This window comes from Kitasatospora sp. Root107 (genome assembly GCF_001424875.1).
Classification (GTDB): Bacteria; Actinomycetota; Actinomycetes; order Streptomycetales; family Streptomycetaceae; genus Kitasatospora.
Genome location: NZ_LMCT01000073.1, coordinates 66,335 through 84,810 on the forward strand (window position 1 = coordinate 66,335; position 18,476 = coordinate 84,810).

Annotated in this window: 16 protein-coding genes; 13 read left to right on the plus strand and 3 right to left on the minus strand. The window is 70.7% G+C overall.

What is annotated here, in order from left to right:
• Nucleotides 1-45: 45 nt before the first annotated feature.
• Genes ASC99_RS35910 through ASC99_RS35920 form a run of 3 tightly spaced genes read right to left on the minus strand, consistent with a single transcriptional unit; the run spans nucleotide 46 to nucleotide 3,141 of the window.
• On the minus strand, nucleotides 46-606 hold the full coding sequence (locus ASC99_RS35910) for a Uma2 family endonuclease (protein ID WP_057240167.1): 561 nt from the start codon (nucleotides 604-606) through the stop codon (nucleotides 46-48).
• A gap of 13 nt (nucleotides 607-619) precedes the next feature.
• The gene (locus ASC99_RS41620; RefSeq protein ID WP_057240169.1) at nucleotides 620-1,012 is read right to left on the minus strand and encodes a hypothetical protein; all 393 of its coding nucleotides are present in this window, start codon (nucleotides 1,010-1,012) and stop codon (nucleotides 620-622) included.
• Complete coding sequence (locus ASC99_RS35920; protein ID WP_057240171.1) at nucleotides 991-3,141, minus strand: MXAN_6230/SCO0854 family RING domain-containing protein; 2,151 nt, start codon at nucleotides 3,139-3,141, stop codon at nucleotides 991-993. Before ASC99_RS35920 ends, ASC99_RS41620 begins: the two co-directional genes overlap by 22 nt.
• Nucleotides 3,142-3,445: 304 nt before the next feature.
• On the opposite strand from ASC99_RS35920, the gene ASC99_RS35925 reads away from it, so the two are divergent.
• The 13 genes from ASC99_RS35925 to ASC99_RS35980 all read left to right on the plus strand — a co-directional run bounded on the left by ASC99_RS35925 (nucleotide 3,446) and on the right by ASC99_RS35980 (nucleotide 18,291).
• Entirely contained in the window at nucleotides 3,446-4,093 is a 648-nt protein-coding gene (locus ASC99_RS35925) for a TetR/AcrR family transcriptional regulator (protein ID WP_057240173.1), read from the plus strand.
• A gap of 151 nt (nucleotides 4,094-4,244) precedes the next feature.
• Nucleotides 4,245-5,741 carry an MFS transporter gene (locus tag ASC99_RS35930; protein ID WP_057240175.1) on the plus strand — a complete coding sequence of 499 codons (1,497 nt, stop codon included), beginning with the start codon at nucleotides 4,245-4,247 and terminating at the stop codon, nucleotides 5,739-5,741.
• A 98-nt stretch (nucleotides 5,742-5,839) separates the two neighbouring features.
• The gene (locus ASC99_RS35935; RefSeq protein ID WP_157531969.1) at nucleotides 5,840-6,355 is read left to right on the plus strand and encodes an MFS transporter; all 516 of its coding nucleotides are present in this window, start codon (nucleotides 5,840-5,842) and stop codon (nucleotides 6,353-6,355) included.
• Between the two features lie 102 nt (nucleotides 6,356-6,457).
• On the plus strand, nucleotides 6,458-6,616 hold the full coding sequence (locus ASC99_RS39260) for a hypothetical protein (protein ID WP_157531970.1): 159 nt from the start codon (nucleotides 6,458-6,460) through the stop codon (nucleotides 6,614-6,616).
• Between the two features lie 338 nt (nucleotides 6,617-6,954).
• On the plus strand, nucleotides 6,955-8,730 hold the full coding sequence (locus tag ASC99_RS35940) for a 3-hydroxyacyl-CoA dehydrogenase family protein (RefSeq protein ID WP_057240179.1): 1,776 nt from the start codon (nucleotides 6,955-6,957) through the stop codon (nucleotides 8,728-8,730).
• Between the two features lie 191 nt (nucleotides 8,731-8,921).
• Nucleotides 8,922-9,824 (plus strand): TetR family transcriptional regulator, encoded by a 903-nt coding sequence (locus ASC99_RS35945; protein ID WP_057240181.1) that lies wholly within the window; start codon nucleotides 8,922-8,924, stop codon nucleotides 9,822-9,824.
• A 340-nt stretch (nucleotides 9,825-10,164) separates the two neighbouring features.
• Nucleotides 10,165-11,502 carry a crotonyl-CoA carboxylase/reductase gene (gene ccrA, locus ASC99_RS35950; protein ID WP_057240183.1) on the plus strand — a complete coding sequence of 446 codons (1,338 nt, stop codon included), beginning with the start codon at nucleotides 10,165-10,167 and terminating at the stop codon, nucleotides 11,500-11,502.
• Nucleotides 11,502-13,523 carry a protein meaA gene (locus tag ASC99_RS35955; RefSeq protein WP_057240185.1) on the plus strand — a complete coding sequence of 674 codons (2,022 nt, stop codon included), beginning with the start codon at nucleotides 11,502-11,504 and terminating at the stop codon, nucleotides 13,521-13,523. Before ccrA ends, ASC99_RS35955 begins: the two co-directional genes overlap by 1 nt.
• Before the next feature lie 23 nt (nucleotides 13,524-13,546).
• Nucleotides 13,547-14,506, plus strand: a complete 960-nt coding sequence (locus ASC99_RS35960) for a CoA ester lyase (RefSeq protein ID WP_057240187.1) — start codon at nucleotides 13,547-13,549, stop codon at nucleotides 14,504-14,506.
• Nucleotides 14,507-14,510: 4 nt separating this feature from the next.
• A complete protein-coding gene (locus ASC99_RS35965; RefSeq protein ID WP_057240189.1) occupies nucleotides 14,511-15,014 on the plus strand; it encodes a MaoC family dehydratase in 504 nt (167 codons plus the stop codon).
• Between the two features lie 131 nt (nucleotides 15,015-15,145).
• Nucleotides 15,146-16,348: an acyl-CoA dehydrogenase family protein gene (locus tag ASC99_RS35970; RefSeq protein WP_057240191.1), complete on the plus strand. Its 1,203-nt coding sequence runs from the start codon at nucleotides 15,146-15,148 to the stop codon at nucleotides 16,346-16,348.
• 382 nt (nucleotides 16,349-16,730) lie between these two features.
• Nucleotides 16,731-17,420, plus strand: coding sequence for a phosphatidylserine decarboxylase (locus ASC99_RS35975; RefSeq protein ID WP_221503563.1), 690 nt, complete (start codon nucleotides 16,731-16,733; stop codon nucleotides 17,418-17,420).
• On the plus strand, nucleotides 17,407-18,291 hold the full coding sequence (locus ASC99_RS35980; RefSeq protein WP_057240193.1) for a phosphatidylcholine/phosphatidylserine synthase: 885 nt from the start codon (nucleotides 17,407-17,409) through the stop codon (nucleotides 18,289-18,291). The genes ASC99_RS35975 and ASC99_RS35980 overlap by 14 nt, the downstream gene beginning before the upstream one ends.
• Nucleotides 18,292-18,476 lie beyond the last annotated feature (185 nt).

The window sequence follows — 18,476 nt, forward strand, 5'->3', positions numbered from 1 at the left end:
CGCCCTGTCACTCGTCCGGCGGCAGTCGGCCACCCGTGCGGGTGGCTACGCGTACGGGACCAGCCCGGTGGTGGCGAGATCGAAGCCGAACGGCTCCGGAATCGGCACCGACTGCCCGAACTTCGCGGTGTAGCGCTGCCGGTAGCCATCGGGGCCGGGTTCGGTGAACAGGGCGATGGAACTGTCCCTCGGGTCGATGAGCAGGTACACCGGGATCCCCATCAGAGGGTAATCACGGACCTTACCCACCCAGTCGTTCTCGGGGTTCGACGGCGAGACGATCTCGACCGCTATCACCGCGAGGTCGGCCGGGATCTCGTTCGCGGCGGCAAGCGTCGCTTCGAACGGAAGGTACGCCAGGTCGGGGTTGCGCAGCTTGCCGACCGTCGGTGACGCGAGGTCGGTGTTCTCCGTGGGCCTCAGGTCGGACGGTAGGTGGGCGTCAAACTGCTGACGGACCACCAGCAGGTTGCGCTGATGAATCAGCGACGGCACCGCCTTCACGATGATCGCGTCGCCGGAGACTTCCACCTTGAAGCCCGGTGGAGGGCTGAGGCTCTGCGCATACTCCAGGAGCCGGAGGTGGCGTGCGGATAGCTGGGCCATGCCCCCATCCTCCCTACGCCTCCGGCGCGAAGCGGGCGACCAGGTCACCGGCCGTGAGCCGGTCGAGGCCGGAGGTGGAGTCGAGGGCGCCGGGGTAGAGGCGGTAGAGGGTACCGGTCAGGGCGGGGACGGCGGGGAGGTCGGCGTTCAGGAGGGCCAGAAAGGCGCACCGGTCGGTGAGATCGGCGGGGTCGAACGGGCCGGTGTGGTCGGGGTGGTGGCGGTCGCGGATGCGGGTGGCGAAGGTGGCTACGGGCTCGTCCGGGGCGCGGTGGTAGGTGGCGACGGTGCTGCCGGAGCGGATCAGGACCTGGTCGGTGGTGGCGGCCGCGGTGGCGACGGCCAGGTCGCCGAGGGTGGCCCGGGCGCCGGGGGCGAAGTGGTTCAGGACGTCGGAGGCGAGCACGCCGAGGCGGCCGGAGTGGCGGCGGACGTCGTGCAGTCGATGATCATCGGAACGGCGACCTTGGCGGCGCCGGCCAGGTCGAGCCGCTGGGTGACGTGCTTCGGGTCGAGCGGGCCGGACGACCGGCCGGGCTCGCTCAGGGTCATGAAACCGGTGTAGGCGTCCGGGAGTTCGTCGAAGGCGACGTCGTTGTAGCTGAACACCACGACCACGGCGTACCGGGCGCCGGCGGCGGCCAGCCCGGCCAGGTCGAGGTCGACGAACTCGGTCGCGCCGTTCGGCGCCGAGGTGAAGTCGCCGGAGTGCACCGCCGTCCGGGCGCCGTACACCAGCTTGGTGTAGTCGCACAGACCGGTGAGCGCCCAGTCCGCGTCGTAGAACGCCACCGAGAGGTCGAGGTCGACCCGGACGCCCTTGGGCTGGAGCCAGTGCAGGAAAAGCCGCAGGCGGCCACCGTCGGGCAGCGACAGCACGCTGCCGCGCGGCACCGCGACCAGCGAGCGGGCACTGGCCCGCTCCACGGCCGGTACGGTCAGACCCGTCAACTCCTCGTCCAGCAGCGCGAGATCGTACCGGTCCTGACCGGCGGCGGCCCGGCGGAGCAGCTCGGCCTCGATCAGCGCGCAGACCGGTGCGCTGAGCCGCGCGGGCAGCGCGGCGCCCCAGTCGGTACGGGCGTGGGTGTGCGCGGTGTGGCCGCGCGGGAAGTACAGCCGGCGCTCGTTGTCCGGCCGGGGCGCGCGCAGCCGCCCGTACGCGCCGAGCAGCGGGCCGGGCGCGACCTTGCGCAATGTCTCCGGGAGGACGGCGAGCAGTGCGGGCGGGCAGGGTGCGTCGGGCGCCCAGCGGTGGTGAGTGCGGAGCAGGTGGTGCAGTCGGCGCGCCAGTTCGCCCGGGCGGTGGGCGAGCAGGGTGACGGCTCCGGGTACGTCGCCGGTCGCCAGCGCGGCCTCGATCCGGGACGCGAAAGTGGTGACGGTCAGTCGGTTCCGTCCGCCGGCGGTGCCCGCGGTCGGCAGCGAGGCGGCCAACAGGCTGTCGCCCAGCGGGTGTTGGAGCAGGTCGGTGCCCCGGATCACGGCGAAGGCGGCAGCCGCGTTCGGGAACCGGCGGTGGTACTCGTACGGGTGCAGTGCCTCGCCCGCGCGCTGCCAGGCGGCGCGGTGGCGCAGCATGTCCTCGGCCGCACCGGCGAGCGGCAGCGCGTCCAGGGCGGCGAGCAGCGCCCGGCGGAGCGGGCGCGGGACGCCGAGCAGCCGGGGCGGCTTGTCGGCCAGCAGGTCGGGGTCGGCGCCGCACCAGGCCCAGAGCAACCGCAGCCCGTCGGTGGCGGTGCCGAGCCTGGCCGCCAGGGCGGGCAGTGTGCCGGGCAGGTCACGGTGCAGGAGTTCGGCCAGCACGGTGGCCTTGGTCTCCCGGACCGGGATCGCCTCGGGCAGCCAACTGCCGGGATCGGCAGACGCGTTGTCGAGCAGAACGGCGAGGTCGTCACGGTCCTGCGGGCTGAGCGGGGTCTGCCGGGCGAGCAGTCGGCCCAGCTCCAGCAGGGCAGCGGCAGCCGGGTCGACGGCCAGCCGGAGGCGGTGCAGTACGGCGTCGGCCCGGATCTCGCGGCTGGCGAGCGGTGCCGGCGGTGCATCGGCGCGGGTCAGCGCCGTCCCGCAGAGCGGGCAGCCCGCGAGCGAGACCACCTCGTCCAGGCAGTCCTCGCAGATCAGGTGCCCGCACGGGGCCAGCACCTCGACGGAGCGCCCGAGGTCACACCAACTGCACGTCAGATCGGGCTGGTTGCGCAGGAAGGCGTGGATCCGGGCCGAGTAGAGCGAGTGCGCCTCGCGGGAGACGCTGTCCGGGAAGCCGTGGAACAGCGGCTGGTGGCGGCGCTCGTTGCCGGTCAGCAGGTCGATCCGGCGGAGCAGTTCGGTGCCGGTCTGCTTGAGCGCGACCGGGCTCTGCCGGGCGAGCGCGGCGTGCAGCGGGGCGGTCAGCCGGTAACCACGGAGTGCGAGGTCGGACTCCAGCACGGCCAGCCCGTCCCGGCTGCGCCGGTCCGGTTCGGCGCCGGGGCGGGTCGGGACGACGACCAGGCTCTGGCGGTGCAGCAGGAGTGTGTCGAGATCGCGGCTCATCGCGGTGGCTTCTTCCCCCTCGGGACGCCTCACGGGGCGGTGCCCCGGGCGGAGATGTCAGTGCGGGGGCGGAGAATGGGCGCACTCGGATTCAATAGGAGTGAGTGAGAAGGAAGCACGCCGCGGAGCCGCCCCCGCGGCGCTCACCCTAAGCGGCCGGGGCCCTGTCAACCCACTGGTTTTCATCTGTGACGCAGGTCACATCATCAGCCGAAATATCCGGGGACATCCTCCCCGTTTGACGCTATGTTCGAGTTATCCGGGGAACCAGTCCCCGGTACGGGGGCCCGAGGGGAGTTGGACCATGACTGTCACCGCTGCCGAGAAGGCGACCGCGCCACGCCTACGGGCCGACGCCTCACGCAATCGGGCGCGGATCATCGAAGCCGCCCGGGAGGCGTTCGTCGAGCAGGGGCCGGATGTCCCGCTCGACGAGATCGCCCGTCGGGCCGGCGTCGGCAACGCGACGGTCTACCGCAACTTCGCCGACCGGCGTGAGCTGATCCACCACGTCACCCTCTCGGTGATGCACAACATGATCGGCCACGCTCGGGCCGCGACGGCCGAGGAGCCGGACGCCTTCGCGGCGGTCGCCCGCTTCACGCACGCGGCCGCCGACGAGCGGATCAGTGCGCTCTGCCCGTTGATCTCGCAGCACGGCGACCCGGACGCCCTCGAACTGGAGCAGGCCGGTGAGCAGCTGAAGGACACCGTGGTCGAGCTGATCACCCGGGCCCAGCAGGCGGGGCTGTTCCGTACCGACATCGGTCCCGGCGACTACCTGGCCACCGTCACCCAGCTCACCCGGCCGCTGCCCGGCACCGACTGCATGGCGGTGGACGGCTTCGTCCACCGCCACCTCCAGATCCTGCTGGACGGCATGCGGGCCCCGGCCCGCTCCGAGCTGCCAGGTCACGCCGTGACCATGGAGGACCTCCGCCGATCCGACTGACGCCACACCTCGCGCCACCTGACGCCACACCAGCGCCACACCAGCTCCGACGCCGCACCTGACACCTCATCGACTTCTGCGCCGTACCAGCGATCCGGCGCGCCCAGTTCTCCCAGCTTTCACAGAACCTCGCACCTAAGTGGGTACCTCCATGTCCGGAACCGTCGCACCGCCCGATCCACGCCGCTGGAAGGCGCTCGGCTTCATCGGCCTCGCGCAGCTGATGGTCGTCCTCGACGCCACCATCGTGAACATCGCCCTGCCGTCCGCCCAGGCGGACCTCGGCATCACCGACGGCAACCGCCAGTGGGTCATCACGGCCTACGCGCTCGCCTTCGGCAGCCTGCTCCTGTTCGGCGGCCGGATCGCCGACCTCTGGGGCCGTCGCCGCACCTTCATCGTCGGCCTGATCGGCTTCGCGCTGGCCTCCGCCCTCGGTGGCGCGGCCGCCAACACCGGCATGCTGCTCGGCGCCCGCGCCCTGCAGGGTGTGTTCGGCGCGCTGCTCGCCCCGGCCGCCCTCTCGCTGCTCGCGGTGATGTTCACCACCGGCCAGGAGCGGGCCAAGGCGTTCGGCATCTACGGTGCGATCGCCGGTGGTGGTGGCGCCATCGGTCTGATCCTCGGCGGTCTGCTCACCGAGTACCTGAACTGGCGCTGGACCTTCTTCGTCAACATCCCGTTCGCGGTGGTCGCCGCGGCCGGGGCCATCATGGTGATCCGTGAGCCCGCCGAGGGCCGCAACCGCAACAAGCTGGACATCCCCGGCGTGCTGCTGGTCACCACCGGTCTGGTCGCGCTGGTCTACGGCTTCACCCGGGCCAACGAGGACGGCTGGGCCGCGGGTGTGACGATCGGTCTGTTCGTCGCCTCCGCCGTGCTGCTCGCGCTCTTCGTCCTGGTCGAGTCCAAGGTGAAGGCCCCGCTGCTGCCGCTGCGCGTGCTCCTGGAGCGCAACCGGGGCGGCGTCTACCTCTCGCTCGGTGTCGCGATCATCGGAATGTTCGGGCTGTTCCTCTTCCTCACCTACTACCTGCAGAAGGTGCTGCACTACAGCCCGGTGACCACCGGCGTCGCCTTCCTGCCGATGGTGGCGGGCATGATCATCGGCTCCACCCAGATCGGCACCCGGCTGATGACCCGGGTCGCCCCGCGCAAGCTGATGGCTCCCGGCTTCGTGACCGCGGCCCTCGGCCTGCTGATCTTCACCCAGATCGGCACCGACACCTCCTACCCGGCGGTGATCCTGCCCGGTCTGATCCTGATGGGCCTCGGCATGGGCACCGCGTTCATGCCCGCGATGAGCCTGGCCACCTACGGCGTCGAGCCGCGGGACGCGGGCGTCGCCTCGGCCATGGTGAACACCTCGCAGCAGGTCGGCGGCGCCATCGGCACCGCGCTGCTGAACACCATCGCGGCCAGTGCCGGCACCGCGTACGTCGCCTCGCACGCGGCCGGTGCCACCAGCCCGCAGCTGCTCCAGCTGAACGCCATGGTGCACGGCACCCAGGTCGCCATCTGGTGGTCCTTCGGCATCATGCTGCTGGCTGCCGCGATCGCGGCGGTCCTGATCAACACCGGTCGCCCGGACGCCCACCAGGCCGCGGCCGCCGGTGCGGACGAGGCCGTCCCGGTGCTCGTGCACTGATACCGCTCTGCTCCACCCGACGGCCCCCGCTCCCACCGAGGAGCGGGGGCCGTCGGCCGTTCGTTCGCCCCGCGAGACGGCCCTTGTCCAGCCCTCGGGTGATCCCTTGGCGTCCGGACCAGAAGGAGCCCTTCCCGGCCGCCGCGATGTTCCAGCCCGGCGTGGCCGGCGTGGTGCCGCAGGTGGCGACTGACATCCAACGTGCCAACGGCACGCTGCGGGTGGCCGAGTCGCTGGCCGCGATGGGCGGTCCCGCACTGGCCGCGCTGCTGCTCACGGCGGGCAGCGTCCCGCTGGTGCTCGCGCTGGACGCCGGGACGTTCGCGGTCAGCGGGCTCTGCCTGCTGCTGCTCCGGCTGCCCACCGCCGCGCAGGCCGCCACGACCACCGCCGCCCGCACAGCCTCCACCTGGCAGAACCTGCGGGAGGGCTGGCAGGAGTTCCGTTCCAGGACCTGGCTCTGGGCGGTGATCCTGGCCTGGGTGGTGAACGGCGTCACCGCCTTCGGCCCGATCCACCCGCTGACCACCCTGCTGGTGGCGGAGGACCACGGCTCGGCCGGTCTCGGCCTGGTCTGGACGGCGTTCGGGATCGGCAGCGTGCTCGGCGTGTGATGTGGGCGACCAGCGTGCAGACCCAGGTGCCCGCCGAGGGGCTGAACCGGGTGTACGGCTACGACGTCTGCGGCTCGCTGATCGCCTTCCCGATCGGGCCAGGTGCTGGCCGGTCCGGTCAGCGAGGCGGTCGGGGCGCGGCCCGCGCTGTTCGGATCGAGCGTGATCTGCCTGCTGACCTTCCTGGTCCTGCTGAGCGTCCCGGCGGTGCGCACCCTGCGCCGGAAGGAAACCCTGGGCACCCTTCCTACCTCGAAGTAACTTCGCTACAGTGACCGCACGCACCACCGCCGGGCTTCGGGAGCCGCACTGGCGGGGCCGCCGTCCGACGTGCCATCGCACGCCTTCCGGACGCGGTACGGGACTTCAGCGCGACAACGACATCTCGCACAGCGACATCTCTCAGTGCGCCTGAGTACCACGGCACAGCCGCAGCACAGCCGGAGCGGACCGGCATGCCGCGTGACGCCGCAACCGTCATCACCTTCTCCCCGCTCCGCCGTACCCTCCTCCCTGCCCTGACGGCCGCTGCTCGACGACGAGCGGATGCGCCCGGCGCGGACGGGCGGCGCGGGGCCCCATGACAAGGAGTCAGGACAATGGAGCGTCCCTTCCCCACCGTCGCGGTCGTCGGACTCGGCACCATGGGCGCCGGCATCGCCGTCGCCGTCGCACACAGCGGGCGCAGGGTGATCGGCATCGAGGCCGGCCCCGACAGCGCGGCCCGCTCGCTGGCCCGGATCGAGGAGGCCACCGCCGAGGCGGTCCGCCGCGAGCGGCTGACCCCGCAGGAGCGCACCACGCTGCTGGCGCTGATCTCGGTCGGCGACCAGCTGGACGCGGCCGCGATCGCCGACCTGGTGATCGAGGAGGTCCCCGAGCAGCTGGAGCTCAAGCGGGAGATCTTCGCCGAGCTGGACCGGATCTGCCCGCCCGAAACGGTGCTGGCGACCGGTACCACCGCACTCTCGGTGACCCGGATCGCCGCCGCCACCGCCCGCCCGGAGCGGGTGCTCGGCCTGCACTTCTTCAACCCCGTGCACACCATGAAGCTGGTCGAGGTGGTCCGCACCGTGCTGACCACTCCTCAGGTCGCCGAGCAGGCCGCCGACTTCGCCCGCGAGCTGGGCAAGGAGCCGGTCGCCGCCGGTGACCGGGCCGGTTTCGTGGTGAACGGGCTGCTGTTCGCGTACCTCAACCAGGCCGCCGCGATGTTCGAGTCCAAGTACGCCACCCGGGAGGACATCGACGCCGCGATGCGGCTCGGCTGCGGCCTGCCGATGGGCCCGCTGGCGCTGCTCGACCTGATCGGCGTGGACACCGCGCGGACGGTGCTGGAGGCGATGTACGAGCAGTCCAAGGACCGGCTGCACGCCCCCGCCCCGATCCTCGGCCAGCTGGTCGCGGCCGGGCTGCTGGGCCGGAAGAGCGGCCGCGGCTTCTACACCTACGAGGCACCCGGCTCCTCCAGGGTGGTCGCCGAGTCCGGCGCCGCGCAGGCGGCCCGGGTGGCCGGGCGCGTGGTGCGCAGCGTCGGGGTCTGCGGCTCCGGCACGATGGCCACCGGCATCGCCGAGGTGTTCGCCAAGGCCGGCTACCAGGTGATCCTGACCGCCCGCAGCCAGGAGAAGGCCGACAAGGCCAAGGCCCAGCTGGCCCGCTCGCTGGAGCGCTCGGTGGCCAAGGGCCGGCTGACGGCCGATCAGCGCGACGCCGCGCTGGCCCAGGTCACCCCGAGCGGCCGGTACGCCGAACTGGCCGAGGTCGACCTGGTGGTCGAGGCGGTGGCCGAGGACCTGGCGGTCAAGCGCGAGCTGTTCGCCACCCTGGACAAGATCTGCAAGCCCGGCGCGGTGCTCGCCACCACCACCTCCAGCCTGCCGGTGATCAGCTGCGCGACCGCCACCTCGCGGCCGCAGGACGTGATCGGCATGCACTTCTTCAACCCCGCCCCGGCGATGAAGCTGGTCGAGGTGGTCTCCACCGTGCTGACCGCGCCGGACGTCACCAGCACCGTGCTGGCGCTCTGCGGCACGGTGAAGAAGCACGCCGTGGAGTGCGGCGACCGGGCCGGGTTCATCGTGAACGCGCTGCTCTTCCCGTACCTGAACGACGCGGTCCGGATGCTCCAGGAGCACTACGCGACGGTGGACGACATCGACACCGCGATGAAGCTCGGCTGCGGCTACCCGATGGGTCCGTTCGAGCTGCTGGACGTGGTCGGTCTGGACGTCTCGCTGACCATCGAGAAGGTGCTGCACCAGGAGTTCCGCGAGCCGGGACTGGCCGCCGCACCGCTGCTGGAACACCTCGTCGCGGCCGGCTGCCTGGGCCGCAAGACCGGTCGCGGATTCCGCGACCACGCCCGCCGATGACCGGCCAGGCGCCACCTCCGGGCGGGCTGCCGGGCAGTCAGCACCCGGTCGGCGGACGGGCCGTACGGCCTGCTTGGGGTCCGGGCTCGGTGACCGGGCGGTGGCCCCGTCCGGTGGTGGCCGCCCCGGTGCCGCCACTGCGCCGGACAAAGCCGGTTGGCCCGCCACCCGGTACGTGTAGCGTTCCGGCCATGGACCGGGAACAGTCATCCGAACAGTCAGCCCCGGAGCGTCCGGAGGGCGTCCGGCCGGCCACCGAGGCCGGGGCCGGCAACCGCCGGGCGGCCGCCCAGCGACAGCAGATGCGGCAGGATCTCGCCTCGGCCGCGATGGAGCTGTTCGCCACCCAGGGGTACGAGGAGACCACGGTCGACCAGATCGCGGCCGCCGCCGGGGTGGCCCGGCGGACCTTCTTCCGGTACTTCAGGTCCAAGGAGGAGGCGATCTTCCCGGACCACGACGACACCCTGGTCCGGGTGGCCGACCTGCTGGCCAGCGCCGACTCCGAGGAGCACCCGCTCGACGTGGTGTGCCGCGGGATCAAGGAGGTGCTCCGGATGTACGCCTCCACCCCGGGCGTCTCGGTGGCCAGGTACCAGTTGATCCGTCAGGTCGCGGCACTGCGCGAGCGGGAGATCGCGGTGGTCTCCCGGTACGAGCGGCTGTTCACCCGCTACCTGCTGGGCCGCTTCGACGCGGCCGAGGAGATCCCGCCGGGCTGGCAGCGCGGCGGGGACGACGACTCGATGCTGGCCGAGGTCTCGGCGGCGGCGGTGGTGGCGGCCCACAACCACGTGCTGCGGCGCTGGCTGCGGGCCGGCGGGATGGGCGACGTGGAGGCGCAGCTCGACCACTCCTTCGACGTCATCCGCACGACCTTCTGGGCGACGGCCCCGACCGGGGTGCGACGGCGTGGGACGACAGTGGCACCCGGTGCCACTGTGGCACCCGGGTCGTCGCTGGAGGCCGCCACGGTGAGCGCACTGAGTGCCAGCCCCGGTGGTGAGGTTCTCATCACAGTGACCCGGACGGACGCCCCGCTGGAGCAGGTGGTGGACCGGATCAGGGCCGCCCTGACTTCGGCCGCAGGCTGAGGTTTACGCAGGTCAGAGCAGTTTCAGAGGGCCCGTTCCGGTTCGCCGGGGCGGGCCCTCTGTGCGCCCCTTGGGGTCCGGTCGAACGGTCGTCGGATTCACTCGAATTGATGGCACCCGGTGTCTTTACTAGTGGCACAGGGTGCCACTACCTTGTTCCTCACCAGTCGCGGCGCCGCGGCTCCCCACCTCGGCGCGCCGTGTCCGGGTGCGACACCACCATCCGTCGCAGCCACTCCAGACTTCCCACCCACAGACCGAACCAGCGAAGCCGGTGTCCGCTCCCGGCTCCCCCAGACGCCCTGTGCGCCCTCACACAGGTACGCCTTCGGAGGCAGCCATGAAGGAAATCCTCGACGCGATCCTCAGCACCGACAGCACCCCGGCGGACTTCGCCGGGCTCAAGCTGCCGGAGTCCTACCGGGCGGTGACGCTCCACAAGGACGAGGAGCAGATGTTCGCCGGCCTGGACAGCCGCGACAAGGACCCGCGCCAGTCCCTCCACCTCGACGACGTCGCCCTGCCCGAGCTCGGCCCGGGCGAGGCCCTGGTCGCGGTGATGGCCAGCGCGGTGAACTACAACACCGTGTGGAGCTCGATCTACGAGCCGGTCTCCACCTTCGGCTTCCTGGAGCGGTACGGCCGCCTCTCGCCGCTGACCAAGCGTCACGACCTGCCGTACCACGTGCTCGGCTCCGACCTCGCGGGCGTGGTGCTGCGCACCGGCGCCGGGGTCAACGCCTGGAAGCCGGGCGACGAGGTCGTCGCGCACTGCCTCTCGGTCGAGCTGGAGTCCTCGGACGGCCACAACGACACGATGATGGACCCGGAGCAGCGGATCTGGGGCTTCGAGACCAACTTCGGCGGCCTGGCCCAGATCGCCCTGGTGAAGACCAACCAGCTGATGCCCAAGCCGAAGCACCTCACCTGGGAGGAGGCCGCCTCCCCCGGCCTGGTCAACTCCACCGCGTACCGCCAGCTCGTCTCGCAGAACGGTGCGGGCATGAAGCAGGGGGACAACGTGCTGATCTGGGGCGCCAGCGGTGGCCTCGGCTCGTACGCCACCCAGTACGCGCTGGCCGGCGGCGCCACCCCGATCTGCGTGGTCTCCAACGACGCCAAGGCCGAGATCTGCCGGGCCATGGGCGCCGAGGCGATCATCGACCGGAGCGCCGAGGGCTACAAGTTCTGGAAGGACGAGAACACCCAGGACCCGCGCGAGTGGAAGCGCCTGGGCGGCCGGATCCGCGAGCTGACGGGTGGTGAGGACGTGGACATCGTCTTCGAGCACCCCGGCCGGGAGACCTTCGGCGCCTCGGTCTACGTCACCCGTAAGGGCGGCACCATCGTCACCTGCGCCTCCACCTCGGGCTTCATGCACCAGTACGACAACCGCTACCTGTGGATGTCGCTGAAGAAGATCGTCGGCTCGCACTTCGCCAACTACCGCGAGGCGTGGGAGGCCAACCGCCTGGTCGCCAAGGGCAAGATCCACCCGACCCTCTCCAAGGTCTACACCCTGGAGCAGACCGGGCAGGCCGCCCTCGACGTGCACCAGAACAGGCACCAGGGCAAGGTCGGCGTGCTCTGCCTGGCCCCGCAGGAGGGCCTGGGCGTCCGCGACCAGGAGCTCCGGGAGAAGCACCTGCCGGCGATCAACCGCTTCAGGAACGTCTGATGGCCGACCGGGACCGTCCGTGGCTGATGCGGACCTACGCGGGCCACTCGACCGCGAGTGACTCCAACGCGCTCTACCGGAAGAACCTGGCGAAGGGTCAGACCGGTCTCTCGGTCGCCTTCGACCTGCCCACCCAGACCGGCTACGACTCGGACCACATCCTGGCCCGCGGCGAGGTCGGCCGGGTCGGTGTGCCGGTCGGTCACGTCGGCGACATGCGGGCGCTGTTCGACGGCATCCCGGTCGAGCAGACCAACACCTCGATGACCATCAACGCCACCGCGATGTGGCTGCTGGCGCTCTACCAGGTGGTCGCCGAGGAGCAGGGCGCCGACATCGCCAAGCTCACCGGCACCACCCAGAACGACATCGTCAAGGAGTACCTCTCCCGCGGGACGCACGTCTTCCCGCCCGGCCCCTCGGTGCGCCTGATCACCGACATGATCGCCTACACGGTCGGGAACATCCCGAAGTGGAATCCGATCAACATCTGCAGCTACCACCTCCAGGAGGCCGGGGCCACCCCGGTCCAGGAGATCGCGTACGCGATGTGCACGGCGATCTCGGTGCTCGACGCGGTCCGCGACTCCGGGCAGGTCCCGGCCGAGCGGATGGGCGAGGTGGTGGCCCGGATCAGCTTCTTCGTGAACGCGGGCGTCCGCTTCGTCGAGGAGATGTGCAAGATGCGCGCCTTCGCCCGGCTCTGGGAGCAGGTCACCCTGGAGCGCTACGGCATCCAGGACCCCAAGCAGCGCCGGTTCCGCTACGGCGTCCAGGTCAACTCGCTCGGCCTGACGGAGGCTCAGCCGGAGAACAACGTCCAGCGCATCGTGCTGGAGATGCTCGCCGTCACGCTCTCCAAGGACGCCCGCGCCCGCGCCGTCCAGCTGCCCGCGTGGAACGAGGCGCTCGGCCTGCCCCGGCCGTGGGACCAGCAGTGGTCGCTGCGGATCCAGCAGGTGCTGGCCTACGAGTCCGACCTGCTGGAGTACGGCGACATCTTCAACGGCTCCGAGGTGATCGAGACCAAGACCGCCGAGCTGCTGGCCGGCGCCGAGGCCGAGATCGCCAAGGTGCTGGAGATGGGCGGGGTGATCCCGGCCGTCGAGTCCGGCTACCTCAAGTCCAACCTGGTCGCCTCGCACGCCGCCCGGCGGGCCAGGATCGAGTCCGGCGAGGACAAGATCGTCGGGGTGAACTGCTTCGACACCACCGAGGAGAGCCCGCTCACCGCCGACCTGGACACCGCCATCATGGTGGTCGACCCGGCCTCCGAGCAGTCCGTCCTGACTGCGCTTCAGCAGTGGCGCGCCGAGCGGGACGAGACGGCCGCCCAGGCCGCCCTGGCGGCTCTCAAGGCCACCGCGGTGACCACCGACAACCTGATGCCGGCCACGCTCGCCTGCGCCCGTGCCGGCGTCACCACCGGCGAGTGGTCCTTCGCCCTGCGGGACGTCTTCGGCGAGTACCGCGCGCCCACCGGCGTCGGCGGCGCCCCGGTCGCGGTTGCGGCCGAGCCCGGCGGCGAGCTGGCGGCCGTCCGTGAGGCGGTCACGGCCACCGCCGCCGAGCTGGGCACCGGCAAGCTCCGGCTGCTGGTCGGCAAGCCCGGCCTGGACGGGCACTCGAACGGCGCCGAGCAGATCGCCGTCCGGGCCCGCGACGCCGGCTTCGAGGTGGTCTACCAGGGCATCCGTCTGACGCCCGAGCAGATCGTCTCCGCCGCCGTCGCCGAGGACGTGCACTGCGTCGGCCTCTCGATCCTGTCGGGTGCTCACCCCGAGCTGGTTCCGGACGTCCTGCACCGGCTCCGCCGGGCCGGGGTGGAGGATGTGCCCGTGATCGTCGGTGGCATCATCCCCGCAGCGGACGGCGAGGCCCTCAAGGCCGCCGGCGTCGCTGCCGTCTTCACCCCGAAGGACTTCGGCATCACCACCATCATCGGCCGGATCGTCGACGAGATCCGGCTCGCCAACAGGCTTCAGCCCTGGGCCGCGACCTCCACCGCCGCGACCAGCTGACCCGGAAGGACCGACCCACCCTCATGACTGTCAACCGCCTGCGCCCCCGCCGCTCCTGCCTGGCCGTGCCGGGTAGCAACCCGCGCTTCCTGGAGAAGGCCCAGGGCCTCCCGGCCGACCAGGTCTTCCTCGACCTGGAGGACGCCTGCGCCCCGCTGGTCAAGGAGAGCGCCCGCCACAACATCGTGGACGCCCTGAACAACGGCGACTGGGGCAACAAGACCAAGGTCGTCCGGGTCAACGACTGGACCACCCACTGGACGTACCGCGACGTGATCACCGTGGTCGAGGGCGCCGGCCCGAACCTCGACTGCATCATGCTGCCGAAGGTCCAGGACGCCACCCAGGTCAAGGCGCTCGACCTGCTGCTCACCCAGATCGAGAAGACCATGGGCTTCGAGGTCGGCAAGATCGGCATCGAGGCGCAGATCGAGAACGCCAAGGGCCTGGTGAACGTCGACGAGATCGCCGCCGCCTCCCCCCGGCTGGAGACCATCATCTTCGGCCCGGCCGACTTCATGGCCTCGATCAACATGAAGACCCTGGTGGTCGGCCAGCAGCCCCCCGGCTACCCGGCCGACGCGTACCACTACATCCTGATGCGGATCCTGATGGCCGCCCGGATGCACGACCTGCAGGCCATCGACGGCCCGTACCTGCAGATCCGCAACCCCGACGGCTACCGCGAGGTGGCCGGCCGCGCCGCCGCCCTCGGCTTCGACGGCAAGTGGGTCCTGCACCCGGACCAGGTCGGTGCGGCGAACGAGATCTTCTCGCCCTCGCAGGAGGACTACGACCACTCCGAGCTGATCCTCGACGCGTACGACTGGTGCACCTCCGAGGCGGGCGGCGCCAAGGGCTCCGCGATGCTCGGCGACGAGATGATCGACGAGGCCAGCCGCAAGATGGCCCTGGTCATCGCGGGCAAGGGCCGGGCCGCCGGCATGGAGCGCACCAGCAAGTTCGAGATTCCGGGGGCCTGACGCGATGCAGTTCGGACGCACCTACGAGGAGTTCGAGGTCGGCGCGGTCTACAAGCACTGGCCCGGAAAGACCGTCACCGAGTACGACGACCACCTGTTCTGTCTGCTCACCATGAACCACCACCCGCTCCACATGGACGTCAACTACGCCGAGAACACCACCGACTTCGGCAAGAACGTCGTGGTGGGCAACTACATCTACTCGCTGCTGCTCGGCATGTCCGTCCCGGACGTCTCCGGCAAGGCGATCGCCAACCTGGAGATCGAGTCGCTGCGGCACATCGCGCCGACCTTCCACGGCGACACGATCTACGGCGAGACCGTGGTGCTCGACAAGTGGCCGTCCAAGTCCAAGGACGACCGCGGCATCGTCTACGTCGAGACCAAGGGCTACAAGCAGGACGGCACGGTCGTCTGCATCTTCCGCCGCAAGGTGATGGTGCCGACCGAGACGTACATCAAGGCGCGCGGCGGCGAGCAGCCCGGCCGCCCCGAGCCGCTCTCCTAGAGACCGGCCACCCAGAGCCCCGGCCGAGGAGCCGCCGTCATCGGCTCCTCTCCGGTCATGGGGCCCCACCGAGTCACGCCGGTGGGGCCCCGCAATCACCGCCCACCCTCTTAGACATTCGGAGCCGCACGATGGGACGCCTCGCACAGACCGACGGCCTCACCGAGATCCAGCGGGACATCCTCGCCACCGTGCGGGACTTTGTCGACAAGGAGATCATTCCGGTCGCCAACGAGCTGGAGCACAAGGACGAGTACCCCACCGCGATCGTGGAGGGGATGAAGCAGCTCGGCCTCTTCGGCCTCACCATCCCCGAGGAGTTCGGCGGGCTCGGCGAGTCGCTGCTCACCTACGCGCTGGTGGTCGAGGAGATCGCCCGTGGCTGGATGTCGGTCTCCGGCATCGTCAACACCCACTTCATCGTGGCCCACATGATCAACGCGCACGGCACCCAGGAGCAGAAGGAGTACTTCCTGCCCCGGATGGCCGCCGGTGAGATCCGTGGCGCGTTCTCGATGTCCGAGCCCGGCCTCGGCTCCGACGTCGCCGCGATCTCCACCAAGGGCGTCCGGGACGGCGACGAGTACGTCCTGAACGGCCAGAAGATGTGGCTGACCAACGGCGGCACCTCCACCCTGGTCGCGGTGCTCTGCAAGACCGACGAGGGCGGCTCCAGCCCGTACAAGAACATGACCACCTTCCTGATCGAGAAGACGCCGGGCTTCGGACCGAACCCGACCGTCCCGGGCCTGACCGTGCCCGGCAAGATCGAGAAGATGGGCTACAAGGGCGTCGACACCACCGAGTTGGTGCTCCAGGACGTACGCATTCCGGCCAACCGCGTGCTCGGCGGCGTCCCCGGCAAGGGCTTCTACCAGATGATGGACGGCGTCGAGGTCGGCCGGGTCAACGTGGCCGCCCGTGGCTGCGGAGTGGCCCGTCGCGCCTTCGAGCTGGGCATCTCGTACGCCCAGCAGCGCTCCACCTTCGGCAAGAAGATCTGCGAGCACCAGGCGATCCAGTTCAAGCTGGCCGAGATGGCCACCAAGGTCGAGGCCGCGCACCAGATGATGGTGATGGCCGCCCGCAAGAAGGACAGCGGCGAGCGGAACGACCTGGAGGCCGGAATGGCCAAGTACCTGGCCTCCGAGTACTGCAAGGAGGTCGTCGAGGACTCCTTCCGGATCCACGGCGGCTACGGCTTCTCGAAGGAGTACGAGATCGAGCGGCTGTACCGGGAGGCTCCGATGCTGCTGATCGGTGAAGGCACTGCGGAGATCCAGAAGATGATCGTCGGGCGCCGGCTCCTGGAGGAGTACCGCCTGGCGGACTGAGTCCGGCACGGAATACCGGGGCCCGGCGTGCGGGCCGGCCCCGGCGGAACCGTAGGGCGTGTACCGGTCGGTATGCGCCCTACGGCTGCATCCGCACGCCCCCGGAGGCCCCTCCGTGGGCCGCGTACGCACTGAGACATGGGTCACGCGGCATGTCGGACCCCTTGGGGAACCGGTGTCGGCCGAGCTACGGTCGTACACATAGCAGGCACGGATCGGCACCGCACAGGACACCTCAAGCAGCAGGCGGCTTGCCCACCTACCGCCTGGTCCCGATAGCATCCTCCGGGACAGCACGCCGTCCCTTTATCACTCGATCCCGCGGTTGGCCCCCGTCCAGGTGCCAAGCTCCGCCAGTCGGGGCCCGCGACTAAGGTATTCGATGCCCATCAGCCCGTCCCCTCACTCCTCCGCTCCGGTCGGCGATGCCCTCGCCCCGGCGAACGGTCGGCGCCCACGCGTCACCATCGCGCGCGGAGCCACCCCCTGGTTCGTCCCCACGCTGGCCACCGCCGCCCTCACCACCGCCCTCACCAGGCGGAGCGGCAAGTGGGCCGTGGCGGCGGTACCGGCCTGTGCGCTCAGCGCGGGCATGCTGTGGTTCTTCCGCGACCCCGAGCGTGAGATCGGGACCGGCAGGGTCATCTCACCCGCCGACGGTGTCGTGCAGTCGATCGACGCCTGGCCGGACGGCCGCACCCGCGTGGCGATCTTCATGAGCCCGCTCAACGTGCACGTCAACCGCGCACCGCTGCCCGGCACCGTGACGTCCGTCGAGCACGTCGCCGGGGGCTTCGTCCCGGCGTTCAACAAGGACAGCGACCAGAACGAGCGGGTCGTGTGGCACTTCGACACCGAGCTCGGCGACATCGAGATGGTGCAGATCGCGGGGGCCGTGGCCCGTCGCATCGTGCCGTACGTCGACGCCGGTACCAAGGTCGAGCAGGGTGACCGGATCGGTCTGATCCGTTTCGGTTCCCGGGTCGACACCTACCTGCCGGCCGGCGTCGAGGTCGGCGTCGAGGTCGGCCAGAAGACCACTGCCGGGGTGACGCGCCTTGACCGTGACTGATCCTGAGACGCTAGTCGGCCTCAACGAGGACGAGGAGACGGACCTGCGCCGCCGCCGCTGGGCGCGCGACCGCGAGCTCCGTGCGCCGCGCTCGCCGCAGCACCTCTCCACCGCCGACTTCCTGACCCTGGGGAACGCCGTCTGCGGCTTCCTGGCGATCTACTCGATCACCACCGGGGTCCTGATGCCGCACATCACCGGCGCATCCGCCGCCGGCCCCGACAAGCACAGTGCCGCCACCGCGGTGACGCTGCTGCTGATCGGTTCGATGTGCGACCTGTTCGACGGCCTGGTGGCCCGCAAGCTGCGCTCCTCGGCGCTGGGTGCGGAGCTCGACAACCTGGCCGACCTGATCAGCTTCGGCATCGCCCCCGCCTACTTCGTGGCGGTCTGGGGCATCGTCAGCCCGGGCCAGGACCAGCGCTTCTCCGCGCTGATCGCCCTCACCGTGCTGCTGGCGGTGGTGCTCCGGCTGGCCCGGTTCTCGGCCGTCAAGATGCAGCCGGGGATCTTCCAGGGCATGCCCTGCCCGATGGGTGCCATGACGGTGATCGCGATCGTCCTGCTGGACCCGCCGTTCGTGCCGGGTCTGCTGATGATCTTCGGGGTGGCGTACCTGATGGTCAGTCGGATCGAGTACCCCAAGCCACAGGGCCTGCTGGCCACCGCCACGCTCTGCTGGATCGTGGTCTCGATCGGCTGCCTGGCGGCCTGGGCCGCCGGTCTGCCCGGTGGTGACACCCTGATGCACGTCGGTGCGATCGCCCAGATCACGCTGGCCGCGATGGCACCGCTGCTGGTGATCCGCCGCAAGGTGGGCCAGAAGGTCGGGGACGTCCGCGCCCGCCGCGCCGAGTCGCGCGGCTGCTGACCCCGGATCCCGGACAGCACGCGAAGGGCCCCTCTCCCGCTCGGGAGAGGGGCCCTTCCGCGTCTCGTCACACGTGTAGGGGCTCGGGGAGCAGCAGCGCCGACTTCGCAGAACGGCGCACCCGTTCAGGAGGCCAGGCGCGGTCGCGGGCCGGTCCGCACTCCGCATACCCGCCGCCCCTCCCC